The following is a 17937-nucleotide window of genomic DNA, read 5'->3' on the forward strand; positions in this document are numbered from 1 at the left end:
AAGAAAATCCGCTTCTGGAGGGGGAAGCGGATTTCAAAATTAGAACAACTAAAAACTAAAAACTACATCGGGTTTATACCCTAAATAAGGCATTGTTTGTTCTTTAAAAACAACACCATACTCTTCTAACTCTTTCAAAATAGGCAAATACACCTCTTTATTTATAGGAAGCTGAACTCCTGGAGTCTTTATCTTTCCATTTAATATTTGCAAAGTCGCCATAGCGACAGGCAAACCTACCGTTTTTGACATAGCGGTATACGTTTGATCATCACCTAGACAAACCATCTTAGAATCTATCTGTTGCTTAGTACCATTAAGTTCAAATCCAAACTTGTGATACATCACAATCATGTCTTTGTCGTCCATTTGTAACGTCCAACTATCACTCAGTATTTTTTCTAGCATTTGTGCAGGCGTAGCATTCTTTAATCCTACAAACTTTGTATCATTAAATAAATCCAACTCTAATAACTTATCCCACATGATATCATCTTGGTCAATTTTTAGAATTAAACGGGTTTTTATTTCCACCGAATCCGTAGGATGATAAGGTAAAAAGGAATTTACAAACTGGCGATAACTCATATTTTCAGAGTCCTCCATGACATAACTATCATCTGTCATCCCCAGTTGCACAAACATATTCCATGCTTTAGAAAAGCCTACTCTTCTAATGGTACCTCTATATAAAGTAAGTACATTATCCAAACCATACACACTTCTATATTTTAAAGAATCCCTGTTAGAATAGGCTTCAAAACGTCCATAACCTTCTACATCAAGAAACTCTGTACGTCTAAATAAATTACAATAGGGAATGTATTTATAAGTCCCTTCTTGAACAAACTTAGCGGCTCCACCTTGACCAGCAAGCACAACATTACGCGGCGCCCAAGTAAATTTATAATTCCAAAGATTAGAATCGGACTCCGGAGCAACTAATCCACCACAAAATGATTCAAATAAAAGCATCTTGCCACCTTTATCTCTAATTTCATCAATTACTTTCATTGCGCTCATATGATCAATTCCTGGATCGAGACCAATTTCATTCATAAAAACCAAATTATTTTCTTTGGCCGCAGCGTCTAATTCCTGCATCGCATCACTTACATAAGAGGCAGTTACTAAACTCTTCTTATAAACGATACAGTCTCTGGCTACTTCAATATGTAAATGAGCTGGCAACATCGAGATAACAATAGCTGCTTTCTCAATAGCAGTCTTTCTTTGATTAGCGTCAAAAATATCTAAAGCAATCGCTGTAGCATTAGGATGATTATTTGTTTTTTTTTCGGCTAAAGCCAAGGACAAATCTGCAATAACAAGATGCAGTTGCTCTTGCTCCGATTTATTCAATAGGTATTGTATTAATGAAGATGCTGATCTTCCTGCACCAATAATTAAGATTTGCCTCATAATTTATATAAATATAACACAAACATACAAAAATGTTGTATTTATAACAACGCTGATGTGTTAAAACATTTTATAATTTTTAACATCTTAAAAATTAAAACTAATGGCTAGAAATCTTTTACAATCATTAGATAAGGAATACTTTTGTATCAGATATACTTAAAGATGAATAAAAAAATACTTACAACAGCAACAGTTTTAGGAGGAATCGCTATAATTTTTGGCGCTTTTGGAGCACATGCCCTCAAAAAAGTACTAGCACCAGAGCAATTAATAACATTTGAAACTGGAGTGCGTTATCAAATGTACCATGCCCTTTTTTTACTGTTTGTTGGACTGCTAACTAATCTGTCAGAAAAAGCAAAAAAAACCATCCATAATTTAGTTTTGTCAGGTGTTATTCTGTTTTCTGGCACTATATATTTATTAGCTACTAATGCCCTTACTTCTTTCGATTTTAAAACTATTGGTTTTGTAACTCCTATAGGTGGTGCCTTATTAATAGCGGCTTGGCTGGTGTTACTTTTCCAAAACCTCAAGAAAAAATCATAAAAACAAGAATATCAAATCGTATCTAAAATATAATTTCTACTTTTGCACTCAATAAATTAAACCACACAATACATAATTTTATGAATAATAACACACCGTTTACGAAATCGATTTCGCTAAATGACTTAGGAATCGAAAACGCAAAGATTCATTACCAATTATCAGCCAGCGAATTACATGACAAAACAATAGCCTTAGGTCAAGGAATTGAAATGTCAACAGGAGCGCTAGCAATTAACACTGGAGAATTTACTGGACGATCTCCGCAAGACCGTTTTATTGTAAAAGACAGCATCACTAAAGATCAGGTGTGGTGGGGTAATATAAATATTCCTTTTGAATCCGACGCTTTTGATGCCTTATATAAAAAAGTTACAAAATACTTGAACAATAAAGAAATTTACGTCAGAGACTCTTATGTATGTGCCGATCCTAATTATCGTTTAAACGTAAGAGTAATAACGGAAACTCCTTGGGCAAACTTGTTTTGCTATAATATGTTTTTAAGACCTACTGAAGAAGAATTAGAAAACTTTACCCCAGAATGGACGGTAATGTGTGTCCCTAGCTTCATGGCAGATCCCGCTGTAGACGGTACTCGTCAATCTAACTTTGCAATTCTTAATTTTACAAAAAAAATCGCGTTAATTGGAGGGACTGGTTACACAGGAGAAATGAAAAAAGGAATCTTCTCTGCTCTAAACTTTATTCTTCCTGTAGATAAAAACACTTTACCGATGCACTGCAGTGCTAACGTTGGAGACGATGGCGATACAGCTATTTTCTTTGGTTTATCCGGAACAGGTAAAACAACATTATCTGCAGACCCAAAAAGAAAATTAATTGGTGATGATGAGCACGGTTGGACTAATGAAAATACCGTTTTTAATTTTGAAGGCGGCTGTTATGCTAAAGTAATTAACTTATCTGAAGAGAATGAGCCAGATATTTTTAGAGCAATTAAAAAAGGGGCTATATTAGAAAATGTCGTTTTCAAAGCAGGAACTACTGAAGTAGATTTTGAAGATATTTCTATAACACCAAATACAAGAGTAAGTTACCCAATTTATCATATTGACAATATCCAACCGGGGTCTATTGGGAAAAACCCAAAAAACATCTTTTTCTTAACTGCAGACTCTTTTGGAATTTTACCTCCTATTTCAAAATTAACTCCTGGTCAAGCAGCTTACCATTTCATATCAGGATATACCGCAAAAGTTGCAGGAACAGAAGCTGGAGTAACAGAACCGCAACCCAACTTCTCAGCCTGTTTTGGAGCGCCATTTATGCCATTACACCCTACTAGATATGCCGAAATGTTAAGTAAAAAAATACAGGAAGCTGACGTTAAGGTATGGTTAATCAACACCGGGTGGACAGGTGGCGCCTATGGAACAGGAAGCCGTATGAAATTAAAGTACACTCGTGCTATGATAACGGCCGCTTTAAATGGAGAATTAGACTCCGTAGCATATAGAAATCATGCTGTCTTTGGAATTGCTATTCCGCAAGACTGCCCTAACGTACCTAATGAAATACTTAACCCTAGAAATACTTGGGAAGACAAAGAATTATACGATAAAAAAGCCATTGAATTAGGACAAAAATTCAAAGCTAATTTTGCCAAATTTGAAGAGTTTGCCAATGCCGATATAATGGCAGGTGCACCAAACGCATAACGTTAATTTTAATTCACTTTTTAAAAAGAGCTGTTCACACGAACAGCTCTTTTTGCTTTATATTTAAACTCTAACTAAAAACATATCAGCAATTTACAAGAAAACAAATATTTTGGCGTTAAATTTGCATAAGCATTCCCGAGTTTAAAAGACAAAAGAATCATCATAGTCATCATCAATCAAAACAATCAATCATGTTAAAACAATTTTTTATCGTTTGCTCAGGAGCAGACAAAGATATTCTAGAAGGATGTTCAGAAGGAGAGCAAACTAAATATGTGGGGATAGGTGCAACTGTATTCTTTACAGCTGTAATGGCATTTATTGCCAGTACTTATGCCTTATTTACGGTCTTTGATACTATTTATCCTGCCTTGCTTTTTGGACTCGTTTGGAGTTTACTGATTTTTAATTTAGATCGTTTTATCGTTTCTACTATTCGAAAAAGGGACAAAATAGGAAGCGAACTGCTACAAGCTACGCCCCGAATAATTTTGGCTGTTATCATTGCGATTGTAATCTCGAAACCACTAGAGATTAAAATTTTCGAAAAGGAAATCAACACCGTTTTATTGAAAGAAAAAAACGCAATGGCCCTGCAAAATAAAAAGGAAGTCACTAATTACTTCAAATCTGATTTAGACAAAAATAAAGCCGAGGTCAGCAAATTGAAACAGGAAATCACTACTAAAGAAAAAGAAGTCAACAGCTACTACGAAATCTATATTGCTGAAGCTGAAGGTACCGCTGGCACAAAAAAATTAGGAAAAGGTCCTGTTTTTAAAGAGAAGATTGCTAAACATGATTTGGCTAAAACAGAGTTTGACAGCCTTCAAAAGAATAATATGGCTAAAATTGCCGAATTAGACAAAACAGCTATTACCCTTAAATCAGATTTGGATAAAAAAGTAAACGATACACAGCCTATAATAGATGGGTTTGACGGTTTAATGGCACGAATTAATGCATTAAACAAATTGCCTTGGTTGCCATCCTTTTTTATTATGTTGTTGTTTTTGGCTATAGAAACCTCTCCTATTATTGCAAAACTGCTTTCGCCTAAAGGAGAATACGATTTTAAACTAGAAGATTTAGAAACAGCCTTAAAAGCAACCCTAGCACAAGATAAATACCAGAGAGAACTCATAGTTAAGACTAGTGCATCGATGCATGACAAAGTATATGAAGACATAGCTCAGGATAAAAATTTGTATGACTTGCAGCGCAGCAAAGCAACAGAGTTATTAGAACTACAAGCTCATAATTTTGTAGAAAAACAAAAGCGTACTTTATAATTAAAAAGGTCAAATGAAATTAACATCATTTGACCTTTTTTTGATTTTTTAAACCTTAGATAGATTACATAAAAGATAGAATTTCTTTTTTATAGGCATCATATTCTCCTTGTAAAATGAGTCCGTTATCCAAGAGTTTTTTATAATTCTGCAATTTATTAAATAGTTCATCTTGAGTTAATTCACCCAATGCTTTCTCCTTATTTTCATTTTCCTCACTTACAATAGCAGTATTGTACGAATTTGCAGGAATCCTGATAATTTCAGAAAAATTAGTTACTTCTTCTGCTTCAATTTCCTCAATAACCTCAGCATCTTGAACAATTTCTGGCTGAACTTCCTCTACAACAATAGTACTTTGAGGAGCAGGAACTTTTAATAAATCCATTTGTTCCTTAGCATAGGTATATAGTTTTCTAGCTTGGGTTTTAGGGATGTAATCTATTGATATAGTCAACTCAGTTTTTGTAGAAAATGAAAACTCTGAGCCTAAAATATTTTCTTTAACAAAAGCAGCGACTACATCCTCCCAGTCATAATCCACAAAATCCATTGATAGTCCTAAGTTCTTAGGTTTGCATAAAATGATACGTTTATTAGTTAAGACAATACTATCTGGAAAAACATTGATTGCTGGTTTCTTTTGTACTCCTATATAACCTACTTCTTCATTTTTCATTAACAAGTCCTGTAGTTTTGCAGTGATTTTTTCAATCGCTTTAGGATCTTGATCTTCATTCAAGAATTTCTTTATTTGGTCTTTCATACTATCTAAAACTTAATGGAGTCTTGGTTTTCAATTTATTGACAAAAGTAATACCAAAATTCCGTATTAAATGGAAGTAAAAGTATTTTTTAACAATTATCTAAATCCTTCAAAAAGACGTTTTAAAAATCATGTACTTCAAAGGCTATTTAAAGTCGGAGGCTTACTTATAATGCAGCGCAATCTGCCCTATCTGAAAAAAAGTGTTGAAAGAAGTGAGAAGTGAGGTACTAAAAGTATCACAACTCATCCACCTTTGCAAGGGTTGTTCACATACTATTTTTTTTGTCTTACTATTACCATACTCTTTTTTCATTCGCATTAAAATCTCTAAGTCGAAAGTCTGATTAGTCTTAAATTTTTCTGAAAAGGTTTTCTCAACAACCTCTTTACTCATAATTTTAGCGCCGCATAAAGCATCGTGTAACTTCATGTTAATTGTCTTATTAATTAGTGTTTTAATACCATTGGCTATTACTAAATCAAAAATACTGCTATCTTCCATTTGGACAGGCCTCCTACCACTAACAAACTTAAAATTTGAATTAGAGATTGTTTTTGCTAAATCATGGAAGTCTCTAAAATTTACATCCAGATCTGGGTTAATAAAGCCAATAAAATCAAATTGCTCGTCTTTTACTAAATGTAAAGCTGCCAATCTAACCGCTTCAGAAATAAGCACTGCTTCACCGCAATTATAAATACTTATTCTTTCCTCATTACCTTCCATCAATTCTTTTATGGCATCTAAATTACTACTGTCTCCCAAATTCACAAAGCAGAAATGATATCCTAAATTAGTATGAATTATTTTAGCATAATCCCTTTTAAAAAATTCTTGTTCTAAATTATAAAAGGGGATAACGACTCCAATGCATTTCCTTTGAATTAATCGAGGAGTATCACTGCGTTTTTTCTTTTTGTCAACAACCCCAATGAGTTTTTCAATACGAGTAGCAATTTCATCAAGGCTTAGTGGTTTTTTCATATAATCATCAGCACCTAATGCAAAACCTTTCAGTATAACAGATTCATCATTATTTCCAGACAATAGCATTACTGGAACAGGATCTTTCTTAATGATTTTAATGTACTTAACAATCTCTAGGCCAGACACTTTTTTAATGTAATCTAAGGTTTTGAAGCTGTTATCAGAATTAGGCAATACTGGCATATTTATATCAGATATCACTAAAGATGGCTCTAACTCATCATACAAAGCAATAGCCTCAGACATATTAGTAGCACAACTAACTTCGTACCCTAAATCAGACAAATACTTTTCTAATGAAAGTAAGACAAGTTCTTGGTCATCGGCTATTAAAATTTTCATAATTGGTTTATTTTACATTATTGATATAGTGTAAAAATAACTTCTAATAGCGCCCAATTTTAAGATTTTAGATTTAGACTAGACAATCTAACGATGAGTGGATGGTTTTAATAGACCAATGAAAATAGCCTTTTGCAGTGAAATTTAATAACTCAGTTGCCCCTTACGTATAGAGAATTTAGCAAATTAACTATATGCATATAGCAGCACTTTTTGAAAAACTTGATTTTTTATTGAATTGCAAACAAGGGTTGAAGTTCACTATAAAAGATTTAATCTTTTCATCAATTCCGGTCTATTAGCCCTGCTTACAGGGATAACATCTTTTTTTATTAACACACTGTTATCTTCAATATCGATAATTTTATTTGTGTTAATAATGTAAGAGCGATGAACTTTTAGAAACACATCAGAGGGTAATTTGACTTCTATCTTTTTAAGAGTAGAGTGTACAATGTAATTCTTTTTATCTGTTTTAATGTGGATATAATCTCCCTTAGCTTCTATAATGTCCACAGATTCAAAATCAATTTTAATCAATCTCCTATCTATGTTTACATAAAACTCTTTAAGCTCCTCTTTAATTTGTGGTTTGATTTCTTTAACCGATTCTATTTGGGCTGAATTTGCTTTTTTGATGGCTTTATTAAAACGTTCCTCAGTTATTGGCTTTAATAAGTAATCAACAATACAAGAATAACCAAACGCTTCGATAGCAAAGTCCTTGTCAGAAGTGACTAAGATTATTTTAGGTGGATTTTTTAAAGTATCAATGAAATCAAAACCTGTGAAGTCTGGCATGTGTATATCTAAAAAAACTAGATCTACTTCAATGTGATTTAAAAATTTAATCGCTTGGATAGCATTAGGAAATTCTTGAATGAGTTTTAAGTCAGGGTGAGATTCAATCATTTGTGTCATGATTGCTCTTGCCATTTCTTCATCATCAATAATAATACTATTCATATTTTAAATTTTATAATTTTACAACAAATGCATTCATCAACACTAATACCTCTTCAAAAGAAGATTGTAGGTCAATATCGTTATTTTTTAAATTATCTTCAAACCTTTCAGCAAGATAATAACTTTTTTCTAAACCTAGAATAGATATTTTGTGTTTTAACTTATGAACAGACTGAGCGGCAAGATTGAAATCATTATTTTGCATCTGATGGTTATAAATGGTAGTTTCTTCTGGAAGTTCTCTTTTGAGAATTGCAATCATTTTGCTTTTGAACGCTACATTGTCACCAGATAACTTATTGATGTAATTAATATTTGGTTGTTCCATACTCTTTTGCTATTGTAAAATAAAAAACACTTCCTACTCCTTCTTGACTTTCTAACCAGATTGTACCATTATATAATTCAACTATTTTTTTTACAATTGAAAGCCCTATACCTGTGGACTTTGTATTGTTTTCTAGCTTACTGAAGATGGTAAATATCTGATTGTGGTATTTCTTTGGTATTCCTATTCCATTATCTTTAATAGTGAATTGGTATTCGTTTGCATTTTCGGTAAAATCAATTTCGATAAGACTGTTTTCCTTATCACTAAAATTGATCGCATTTTGAATTAAATTTTGGAATAATTGTTTAAATCTAAAATTGTTACCAAAAACCTTAGGCATATTATCGGCAATTTGAATCTTAACATGAGCTGGAAATACTAATGTATTGGCTGTTTCATTCAGTAAAACATTTAAGTCTACTACCCTATCTTCTGCATGCTCATTATCTATAGAAGAATAGTTTAAAATTCCTGTAATCAGTAAATCCATTTTCTCCACATTGAGAAGAATTAAATCTAACGGCTCTTTATTATCTCTGCTAATCTGCTCTACATTGTCCTCTATATACCAATTTATAAGTGTGTCGATACTTCTTAAAGGTGCTTTTAAGTCGTGAGAAACCATGTGAGCATATTCATTTAAGGACTGGTTTTGCTTTTCTAAATTTTGAAGTAATTCTTCTCGCTGCTTATTGATTTTCACAATCTCTAAAGATTGTTTCTTAATATATTCTGACGGAATAAAATTGTTATTTTCAGAAACACTATTACTTTCTAAATTCATTGAATTGAGAATAGTTTCTAAGTTTTTATTAATATCCTTCAAACTTTTTGCTTCTTCCCTTAGTTGCTTATTTGCTTGAAACAATTCATCTGAACTTATTTTCATAGCACGTCCCAACATTGCCATCTGATCCTCATAATTATCATACGATTCGCTTATAGCCGCTAATAATGATTCAGTAATGATTTCACCATCTTGATCAAGATATTTTTTTAATTGTCTTTTTAAAAGAGAATTCATTATTCGCTTATTAGGGTTAATGTCATTGTTTGATTATGCAGATCACATGAAGTTTCTCCATGAAATGGAGCCATTTCACCGTAAGAATAGAAACCACAGCTCGCTATTTCTTTACCGATTATCTCCTGTACTTGCTCTATTTCTTCTTCAACTCTTTGTCCCATAACTAATTTTCTTCCCACGCAACTGACGAGTAGTGCAAGTTGTGGATCGTTTTTTCTGTTTTTCATAGCGTCTTTGGCCGCTCTCCTAGCACCAGATGCAATGCCATCTATGGAAGCCATCATTAATTGAACTTTAGAATCCATAGGAACATCCCCAGCTAAGACCATCGATTGATTAGCATCATCTATGCTTAATATCGTTCTAACGACTGGTTTATCTTTCCCTTCAGGTGTGACATTTAAAGGGTAAAATAACGAAGCTTGTGGCAACTGATCCGCTTTGTCGCCTAAATAGTTTTTATACAGATCTAATGCAGGTTTCCCATCAATTTCATAGAGTATGTTAGCCTCTGATTTTGTAATTATTCGCTCCGGACCAAAGGGTATCCAACCTCCATAGCTTGCAAATGAAATTTCTAATGTGTCACCGTAAAAACCTATTAAGACAACTTCCCCTTCTTTAGGATCCTCTTTATATGACGCTAGTGTTTTTTCAAAACGGGCGTCATCACCGCACATCCCTCCCGTAATTGAAGTGTTAATGGCTATATTATTTTCCAGACCGCTTATTAGTGAACTACCGTTTACAAAACTACCCTCAGAGAGAACAAATAAGTGTTTTAAATTTTCTTTGGGCATTTTATCATAAAGATATTCTCCTAATTTTTTAGCGTCTTTGGTATGTTTAAAAATATTCTCAGTTTTTACAATAAAGCCACTTTTTTCAAATTCAATTGCTGTTACAGTTATACTGTTATCAAAAACATTGCAACAAATTATCTCGCCTGATGTAGAACCAAACACTAAATGTTCATAAGGAAATTCGTTACGAATGTCCTCCAAAACTTTTTTATCTTCGAAAAGGAAGCGATTTCCAAAAATTAGAACTAACGGATTATTCAATGTTTCCTTTTCTTGACGATATTGCCAGCTTTTATCCCCTTGCTTATATGCTTGAACTATTTTCATACTATTTTTTCAATTTAATAAAAAATGTAGAGCCTATTCCTAATTTACTTTCTACCCAAATTCTCCCCTTATAATTCTCTACAATTTTCTTGACAATAGATAAGCCTAAACCAGTTGAATGCTCACTATCAGTGTACGATTGAAACGTATTAAACACCTTTAGATGATGTTTCTCATCTATACCCACACCGTTATCTTTAATACTAAACACATAATGTGTCATTGATTCCGAAAAGTTAATTTCTACTAACCCCACTTCTTTATCAATATAATTTACAGCATTGCTAATAATATTTTGAAACAATTGTTGCATTCTAAACCTATCGGCATTAATGGTAGGTAAATGATTTTTAACCACCACGCTGATATGATCAGGAATATGAATTATATCGACAATATTCAAAACAATTTCATTGATATCAACTTTTTCTTTCTGAACTTCTTGACTATCAATTTTAGAGTAGGTTAAAACCCCATCAATTAAATAGTCCATTTTTTCTACTTTATTTTGAATCAAATTAAAATAGTCTGCTGTTTGATCAGTAAAAGCTGCTGAATTATCTTCTTTTATCCATGTAATTAAAGAATGTATGCTCCTTAATGGAGATTTTAAGTCATGAGAAACAATTTTAGCATAGTCATTTAGTTGTTCATTTTGTTTTTCCAGTTTAAACAACAACTGTTCTTTTTGTGTTTCGAGTAATTTTTTATTGGTAATGTTCTCTTCAATAGCAAAGTATCGTATTATTTCACCATTTCTATTCCTGAGTGCCTGACCTTGAATTCTCACCCAATATTTTTCTCCTGATTTTGAATAATTTATAATTTCACAATTGAATGGCTCTCCAGCTTTAATGCTGCTTCTTAAATAATTTATTGTCGCTACATCCGTCTCCTCTCCTTGCAGTAAGCTACCTGGTTTATTCCCTATTAATTCCTCCATAGCATATCCAGTCATTTGTAAAAAGCTGGTATTAACCCACTCCATCTTCCCTTCTTTATCTGATATGATAACTGAATTGATGTTTTTATCTGCAATTAAGGACAATAAATACAGCTGTTCCTCTTGCTCTTTTTGAGCAGTGATATCCAGATTGATTCCTATTGAACCGATAACTTCCCCATTTATATTATAGTTTGGCGCACCACTAATCAACCAATGTCTTTTTTTACCACATTTAGTATTTATTTTTATTTCATAAGAATCAGAAATGCCGGCTCTCCTACTTTCCCTTTTAGATTCAATCATTTTTGCTTCCTCTTTAGACAATAATAATTGTTCTGATTTCTGACCAATAATTTCGTTTAAATCATAACCACTTATATCACAAAAACTCTGATTAGCCATGGTAATAACATCATCTAACCCTACTTCTATCAATCCTAAATTCATATTAGCAATAATACTGCTGTATTTATCCTTCTCTGCTTTCAAGCTTTGTTCATACTTTTTCTTAACGGTTATATCAACATACGATCTAAGGTTTCCTTTATAAATACCGTCTCTAAAAATAGGAATATAATTGCGTTCATAAACCTTACCATTAACAAGCTCTAACTCCTCACTATATGAAGGTTTTCTACTTTTTAAAATCTTGTTGAGTTGTTTCACATAAGCTACAGGCTGTTTAAAGAAATGCTTGGATTCTTCGGCTGTATTAGTAAAGTCTTTACCTATCAATATTTCTGGGTTTGCTTCAAAATCAAACATGGCGCAGAATTTTTTATTGGCTACTAAGATTTTTCTATTTTCATCTTCTAAAAGAATTCCAGTTTGTAAATTCATTATGAGAGAAGATAATCTGTTTTCTGATTCTTTTAATTTAAAATCGGAAAGCTTTTTACTAGTAATATCTTCAATCATAGCAAAATATTGCACTAGCTTCCCATCGGAATCAAAAATAGGCTGACCTTTAGTTTTAACCCAAAAACCATCCCCTTTCTTTCTGCGATGAAGATGTTCAATATTAAAAGGTGCTCCATTTTTAAAAGGAACTGTCATTTTCTTCAATTCCTCTACAGTTGTTTCATCACATCTACCTAATTGGATAGGTGTTTTTCCAATTACGTCCTCTTTTGAAAATCCTGTAAGCCTTGTATATGCTTCATTGCACCAGAAAATGACACCATCAGGATTAGTGAACACTACTCCATTTTCATTAGCACGAGCTACAAGAGAAAGCCTATTAAGCTCTTCTTGATCTTTTTTTAGTTTGTTTTTTTGTTGATTTATAGTGATTAACAATTCGTTTAACTCCTGGGCTACAATTTCTTGTGACTTCAAAACATGAAGCATATCTATAAGTGGATCGTGATTAGCAAAATCGCTAAATGTTAATTTATTTTGTGCTACCTCCTCCATACTAGTAAACCATGGAGAACCAATAAATAATATTTTATCGCCCAATTCCTGAAATTGTCCTCTTAGTATGATAGAATTAGAGCCACTTTTTAAAATTACCATTTGCCCATATAAGGATTGTAAATTTGCAAAAGTATGCGCTTCAATCCTTGGCCTTTTTACTTTAAAAATAGATCGAAAATCCTTATTTTCTTTAACAACAGGATATATTTTACCTAAGCTGCTACCAAAACTTGTAATCTGAAAATTTGAATCAATTAGAATGTAAAATGGAAATAGTTTATTAAAACTATTGTAATCAAATTTAAATTCTATCGTTTCCATAATTTACCAGCTTATATTAAAAATTTCATGATTGTTACCTTGCATTCTTGACTGAATTAAATCAATTTTTACGGGAGTACTATACATAATACCAATACCTTGAATCAAACCTCTAACAAATTCTTGAAGCCCTTCACGTTTAGAAAAGTAATGTAAATTAATACTGTTTTCCATTACCTCAGTAACCTTGAATTCAGGAGGGGTAAGCTTAGGATAAATTAACATGACTCGATTGTGAAATAATGGCAGATTAACTAAAAATTCTTTTAAATTACTTCCTCCTGCTTCCATAAGACCGCCATATTTTTCTTTAGTTGTCTTTACCACCCACCATTCTCCAAAAGCAACAAGAATGTCGCTCACGGGCATATTCATCTCTTCAGAAGCAGCTGTAGCTAGTTTAAAAGTTATTGCATCATCATACGGTTCTGTACTTATAAAAAAGTCGATGTCAATACCGCTTCTTAGCTTAATTGCTTCCCATTTATCAGGACCAAAATTAGCTATAATCAAACTTTCAATCGCTTTATTTACAATTCCGTACATATTTCTATTTATTGAGAAATTAATTCATTACTACTCCAGTATTCAATTAACCTTTTAATTCTATCTACATAGTCATCGTATTTTAAAGGTTTTAATATATAGCCAGCAATACCTATTCTGTAGCATTCCATAACATCTTTATGATTGTTTGATGTGGTTAAAATAATAGCTGGTATGTACTTTAAATAAGGATCCTTTTTAAGAATCTCTAAGAATTCAATACCGCTAACTTTAGGCATATTTAAATCTAGTATGATAATATCGGGTATAATTTCTTTAATCTTTAAGACAGCTATGGCTTCTTCTCCATTATTAGCTTCAGTAATTTTGTGCTTCATATTTAATGAACTCAAAACTCTATTGAATTTCATGAGCTCGATAGCGTCATCTTCTATTAAAAGAATATTTAAAGACTTATTCATTTCTATATATTTTGTAAGTATAAATGTACCATTACATTCATCAAAATATACTGTTTTTTCGATTAAAAACTTGTTTAGTATAGATGAGTGGTAGAATAGAATCGATGAATGATTTTTTAATTATTTTGGATTTCGATCCTCAGCTTCTTAGACAAGCTGTTGACAATTAAACTGTAAGAATGATCTATTAGTTCTTTAACCAAAGTATCAGGAACCTCTTTATTGATAGCCACGGTGTTCCAATGGATCTTGCTCATATGCCAACCTGGAATGATGTCTTCATACTGTGCACGCAATTCCTCTGCACGATCTGGTTCACATTTTAAATTTACGGCAGCAGCTCCTTCCTCCCATTTTTTTAAAGAAGATAAAGCAAACATTTTTCCACCTACTTTAAATACCAATGTATCATCATCAAAAGGAAAATGCTCCGTCACTCCTTTTTTAGACAAACAATATTCATAATAACTTTCTAAGTTCATCGTATGAAGTTTTAAAATTTAAAATGCTTTCTTCTCCATCATTCTTTCTGGGTATGCCAATGAAGTAAATCCAAATTTCTTGTATAAAAAATGAGCATCGGCAGTAGCTAATCGCCAAATTTTTACTTGCTGCAATTCGGGTTCCTTCATCATCGCATCGATTAAAATAGAAGAATATCCCTTTCCACGATGTTCCTCAGTAATAAAAACATCCATCACATACGCAAAAACAACGTAGTCTGTAATTACTCTTGCAAAGCCTATTTGTTGATCCTCAAGATAAATTCCAAAGCAAAAGGAATTATCAATCGTGGTTTGGACTTCATCTATAGTTCGCCCTGCAGCCCAATAAATATCTTTTAAAAAGTCTTGAATAAACGGAACATCCAATTTATTTTTATCTGTAGAAACGCTTATCATATCTTGTACAAAACGGGCTTACTTGGACTCGCATCATTCTCAAAAGACGCTATTTGCAAATTCAATAAATAGCTACCGTCTTTGACTTCATCAGCAACATAAATCATCTCAGTAATTGTAGCCGCCATTCGGGCATCTGTATTTAAATTTTTTACATCCTTGACATTCCAAAAGGCTTTGTGAGCCAAAAGTTTCCCTTTATCTTTTTCTTTATCGACACTAGGTAAATCAATTAGCAAATGTTCGATCCCGCTTTCGCGAATAAAACGTGCCGCTTCCTCATCCAAATAAGGCGGATTAGTATGCGAATATTTTTTAGAAAGTTTGCTTGCGTTATTAGGTAAAGTCCTAATTACAATTGCCTCTGGAGATTTACCGTTTAGAGCCGTTTGTATCTGCTCTTTTGTAATAACAAGATCTTCTCCTTGTTCTTCTGGCTGTACCGAAACTAATTCGGCCAAAAAGAAAAACTGTTTTAAAGATTGATTAATGCTATAAAAATCCTTTGTAATATGCCCCAAACATTCGGTATGTGTGCCGTGACCATGTGGATTGAATTGAATATTATTAAAATTAGTCGATGACATTCCTGATGATACTTTCCCTACCCATTCATCAAACTTAACTGGCTCTATTATAGGTTTGTCAATATACCAGGCAAGTGGATTTGCTTCCGTATTAGATAATGGAATAGAGATATCTAATGGCTGTGATAAATCGACTTGGAATTTAGTATTGTTGTGTTGAATTGTAGCTTTCATTTATGCTGAATTTATTTCAGCATCTCATCTTGAGATACTTTTATAACATCAAATATAAATCTTTTAATTCGGGATTATACAATTTTGCTAAATTCCATTTCCAGTCTTTGTGCCAATTCTTCAATTGTTTTTCTCTTTTAAATGCATCAGAAAAATTGCTAAACTCTTCAAAATAAATTAAAATAGTTGAATTGTACTTTTTTGTAAAAGACGCAGCAGTGCCGTTTATATGATGATCAATTCTGTTTTTTAAATTTTTGGTGGCACCAACATATAAAACAGTATGATTCTTATTAGTCAAGATATATGTAAATCCTTTTTTCATACAAAATAGAATAAAAAAACTAATCCTGAAACTAGTTCATTAGATCCTGAAACTAGTTCAGGATAAACAAATCACTTGCAATTCCATCTGTCAGAAACTTTCCTTTTTTTGTGGGTTTAAGAATATTATTTTCAATGAAAAGTAACTCATCACCCAAGAATTTCTGAGCTTGTTTCATTAAATAATCAAAATACGTTCGTCCAAATTCCGATTGAATTTTATCTAAAGAAACGCCCCAAATCGTTCGTAATCCCGTCATAACATATTCGTTGTAACGATCAGAAACAGACAAAACTTCAACTTCATTTGGCAATTCATCCGCATTAATTGCTTTAATATATAACGGATTATTAGCAATATTCCAACTACGAGACACACCATCATAACTATGTGCCGATGGTCCTATTCCTATATATTTTTTCCCTAACCAATAGGCCGAGTTATTCTTAGAAAAATAATTCTCCTTACCAAAATTGGATAACTCATAATGTATAAAACCATTCTCCTCGAGTGTTTCTACCAAAATCATAAAGTGCTCTTGAGCCACTTCGTCATTTGGTTCCGCTATTTTACCGGTTTGAATTAGTTTTTTCAAAGCCGTTTTTGGCTCCACTGTCAAAGCATAACTAGAGATATGCGGAATCCCAAATGATAAGGCGGTTTCAATATTTTGCTTCCATTTCTCATTACTCATTTGCTGCCCCTGTTCGCCATTCTGGCTCGGGTCCGGAACTCCATAAATCAAATCAATCGAAATGTTTTCAAAATATTGGATTGCTTCTGCCAAACATTTTTTGGCTTCCGCCGAATTATGAGCCCGATTCATCAGTTGCAAATCGTCTTCAAAAAAAGACTGAATCCCAATAGATAATCTATTGATTTTGCTTTTCGAAAGTTCTAAAATTCGTTCGCTTGACAAATCATCTGGATTGGCTTCTAGCGTAATTTCAGGGTTTTCTGAAACTGAATAATTATTAAACACTTCATCAATCAAGAAATTAATTTCGTCCGAAGTCAATACACTTGGCGTTCCTCCTCCAAAATAAATGGTCTCCACAAGCTCATTTGCAGATTCACTTTTGCGTAAGCGAATTTCTTTGGCCAAAGCTACAACCATCTCCTCTTTTTTTTTCATTGAAGTCGAAAAATGAAAGTCGCAGTAATGACAGGCTTGCTTACAAAAAGGGATATGTATATAGATTCCGCTCATTTCTTAACTCGTGCTTCATTTTGTTTAACAAAAGCATCCCAACCGGTATAACTTTTCGTCCCAATTACTTTTCCTGAGTTGAAAAAATGACAAACGGCTGCAGCCAGTCCATCGGTGCTATCTAGATTTTTAGGTAATTCTTTTAGTCCCAATAACTGTTGAAGCATTTTAGCCACTTGCTCTTTACTGGCGTTTCCATTTCCGGTTATTGCCATTTTTATTTTCTTGGGTTCATATTCGGTAATTGGAATGTCTCTTGACAAACCCGCTGCCATAGCCACACCTTGCGCACGCCCAAGCTTCAGCATTGACTGTACATTCTTGCCAAAGAAAGGGGCTTCAATTGCTATTTCATGTGGATGATGCGTATCAATCAACTCAATGGTACGTTCAAAAATTCGTTTTAGTTTCATATAATGGTCGTCCATTTTATTTAACTGCAATTCGTTCAACTGAATAAATTCCATTTTTTTATCGACTACTTTAATCAAGCCAAAGCCCATTATAGTGGTTCCTGGGTCAATTCCTAATATGATGCGTTCGTTTGCCAAAAGATTTATTTAAAGTTTAAAATTCAGAGT

Annotated in this window: 19 protein-coding genes; 3 read left to right on the forward strand and 16 right to left on the reverse strand. The window is 32.9% G+C overall.

Annotated features, from left to right (window positions below; genetic code table 11):
- Window positions 1-48 precede the first annotated feature (48 nt).
- Window positions 49-1422, reverse strand: a complete 1374-nt coding sequence (locus ACEN2K_RS13945) for a saccharopine dehydrogenase family protein (protein ID WP_441759945.1) — start codon at window positions 1420-1422, stop codon at window positions 49-51.
- Between the two features lie 165 nt (window positions 1423-1587).
- On the opposite strand from ACEN2K_RS13945, the gene ACEN2K_RS13950 reads away from it, so the two are divergent.
- The 3 genes from ACEN2K_RS13950 (at window position 1588) to ACEN2K_RS13960 (ending at window position 4951) form a co-directional block, all read left to right on the forward strand.
- Window positions 1588-1974, forward strand: a complete 387-nt coding sequence (locus tag ACEN2K_RS13950; protein WP_441759946.1) for a DUF423 domain-containing protein — start codon at window positions 1588-1590, stop codon at window positions 1972-1974.
- A gap of 80 nt (window positions 1975-2054) precedes the next feature.
- Window positions 2055-3656, forward strand: coding sequence for a phosphoenolpyruvate carboxykinase (ATP) (gene pckA / locus ACEN2K_RS13955; RefSeq protein WP_441759947.1), 1602 nt, complete (start codon window positions 2055-2057; stop codon window positions 3654-3656).
- A 194-nt stretch (window positions 3657-3850) separates the two neighbouring features.
- On the forward strand, window positions 3851-4951 hold the full coding sequence (locus ACEN2K_RS13960) for a DUF4407 domain-containing protein (RefSeq protein WP_441759948.1): 1101 nt from the start codon (window positions 3851-3853) through the stop codon (window positions 4949-4951).
- 64 nt (window positions 4952-5015) lie between these two features.
- Here the strand turns inward: ACEN2K_RS13960 and ACEN2K_RS13965 are convergent, their stop codons facing one another.
- The 15 genes from ACEN2K_RS13965 to ruvC all read right to left on the reverse strand — a co-directional run bounded on the left by ACEN2K_RS13965 (window position 5016) and on the right by ruvC (window position 17907).
- Window positions 5016-5717 carry a PH domain-containing protein gene (locus ACEN2K_RS13965; protein ID WP_441759949.1) on the reverse strand — a complete coding sequence of 234 codons (702 nt, stop codon included), beginning with the start codon at window positions 5715-5717 and terminating at the stop codon, window positions 5016-5018.
- Between the two features lie 163 nt (window positions 5718-5880).
- Entirely contained in the window at window positions 5881-7050 is a 1170-nt protein-coding gene (locus ACEN2K_RS13970; RefSeq protein WP_441759950.1) for a response regulator, read from the reverse strand.
- Window positions 7051-7311: 261 nt separating this feature from the next.
- Entirely contained in the window at window positions 7312-8016 is a 705-nt protein-coding gene (locus ACEN2K_RS13975) for a LytR/AlgR family response regulator transcription factor (RefSeq protein ID WP_441759951.1), read from the reverse strand.
- Window positions 8017-8026: 10 nt separating this feature from the next.
- Entirely contained in the window at window positions 8027-8344 is a 318-nt protein-coding gene (locus tag ACEN2K_RS13980) for an Hpt domain-containing protein (protein WP_441759952.1), read from the reverse strand.
- A complete protein-coding gene (locus ACEN2K_RS13985; protein ID WP_441759953.1) occupies window positions 8325-9371 on the reverse strand; it encodes a sensor histidine kinase in 1047 nt (348 codons plus the stop codon). The genes ACEN2K_RS13980 and ACEN2K_RS13985 overlap by 20 nt, the downstream gene beginning before the upstream one ends.
- Window positions 9371-10504, reverse strand: coding sequence for an FIST signal transduction protein (locus ACEN2K_RS13990; RefSeq protein WP_441759954.1), 1134 nt, complete (start codon window positions 10502-10504; stop codon window positions 9371-9373). Before ACEN2K_RS13990 ends, ACEN2K_RS13985 begins: the two co-directional genes overlap by 1 nt.
- Before the next feature lies 1 nt (window position 10505).
- Entirely contained in the window at window positions 10506-13190 is a 2685-nt protein-coding gene (locus tag ACEN2K_RS13995; protein ID WP_441759955.1) for a PAS domain S-box protein, read from the reverse strand.
- Window positions 13191-13193: 3 nt separating this feature from the next.
- Window positions 13194-13736, reverse strand: a complete 543-nt coding sequence (locus ACEN2K_RS14000; RefSeq protein WP_441759956.1) for a heme NO-binding domain-containing protein — start codon at window positions 13734-13736, stop codon at window positions 13194-13196.
- Between the two features lie 8 nt (window positions 13737-13744).
- A complete protein-coding gene (locus ACEN2K_RS14005) occupies window positions 13745-14158 on the reverse strand; it encodes a response regulator (RefSeq protein ID WP_441759957.1) in 414 nt (137 codons plus the stop codon).
- A 116-nt stretch (window positions 14159-14274) separates the two neighbouring features.
- The gene (locus tag ACEN2K_RS14010; protein WP_441759958.1) at window positions 14275-14640 is read right to left on the reverse strand and encodes an MmcQ/YjbR family DNA-binding protein; all 366 of its coding nucleotides are present in this window, start codon (window positions 14638-14640) and stop codon (window positions 14275-14277) included.
- A gap of 18 nt (window positions 14641-14658) precedes the next feature.
- Window positions 14659-15060: a GNAT family N-acetyltransferase gene (locus ACEN2K_RS14015; RefSeq protein WP_441759959.1), complete on the reverse strand. Its 402-nt coding sequence runs from the start codon at window positions 15058-15060 to the stop codon at window positions 14659-14661.
- Window positions 15057-15821: a cyclase family protein gene (locus ACEN2K_RS14020; RefSeq protein ID WP_441759960.1), complete on the reverse strand. Its 765-nt coding sequence runs from the start codon at window positions 15819-15821 to the stop codon at window positions 15057-15059. Before ACEN2K_RS14020 ends, ACEN2K_RS14015 begins: the two co-directional genes overlap by 4 nt.
- A 40-nt stretch (window positions 15822-15861) precedes the next feature.
- Window positions 15862-16146, reverse strand: coding sequence for a GIY-YIG nuclease family protein (locus tag ACEN2K_RS14025; protein WP_441759961.1), 285 nt, complete (start codon window positions 16144-16146; stop codon window positions 15862-15864).
- Between the two features lie 52 nt (window positions 16147-16198).
- Window positions 16199-17356 carry a radical SAM family heme chaperone HemW gene (gene hemW / locus ACEN2K_RS14030; RefSeq protein WP_441759962.1) on the reverse strand — a complete coding sequence of 386 codons (1158 nt, stop codon included), beginning with the start codon at window positions 17354-17356 and terminating at the stop codon, window positions 16199-16201.
- Window positions 17353-17907, reverse strand: a complete 555-nt coding sequence (ruvC, locus tag ACEN2K_RS14035; RefSeq protein WP_441759963.1) for a crossover junction endodeoxyribonuclease RuvC — start codon at window positions 17905-17907, stop codon at window positions 17353-17355. The genes hemW and ruvC overlap by 4 nt, the downstream gene beginning before the upstream one ends.
- Between the last annotated feature and the right edge of the window lie 30 nt (window positions 17908-17937).

This window comes from Flavobacterium sp. W21_SRS_FM3 (genome assembly GCF_052113625.1).
Lineage (GTDB): Bacteria > Bacteroidota > Bacteroidia > Flavobacteriales > Flavobacteriaceae > Flavobacterium.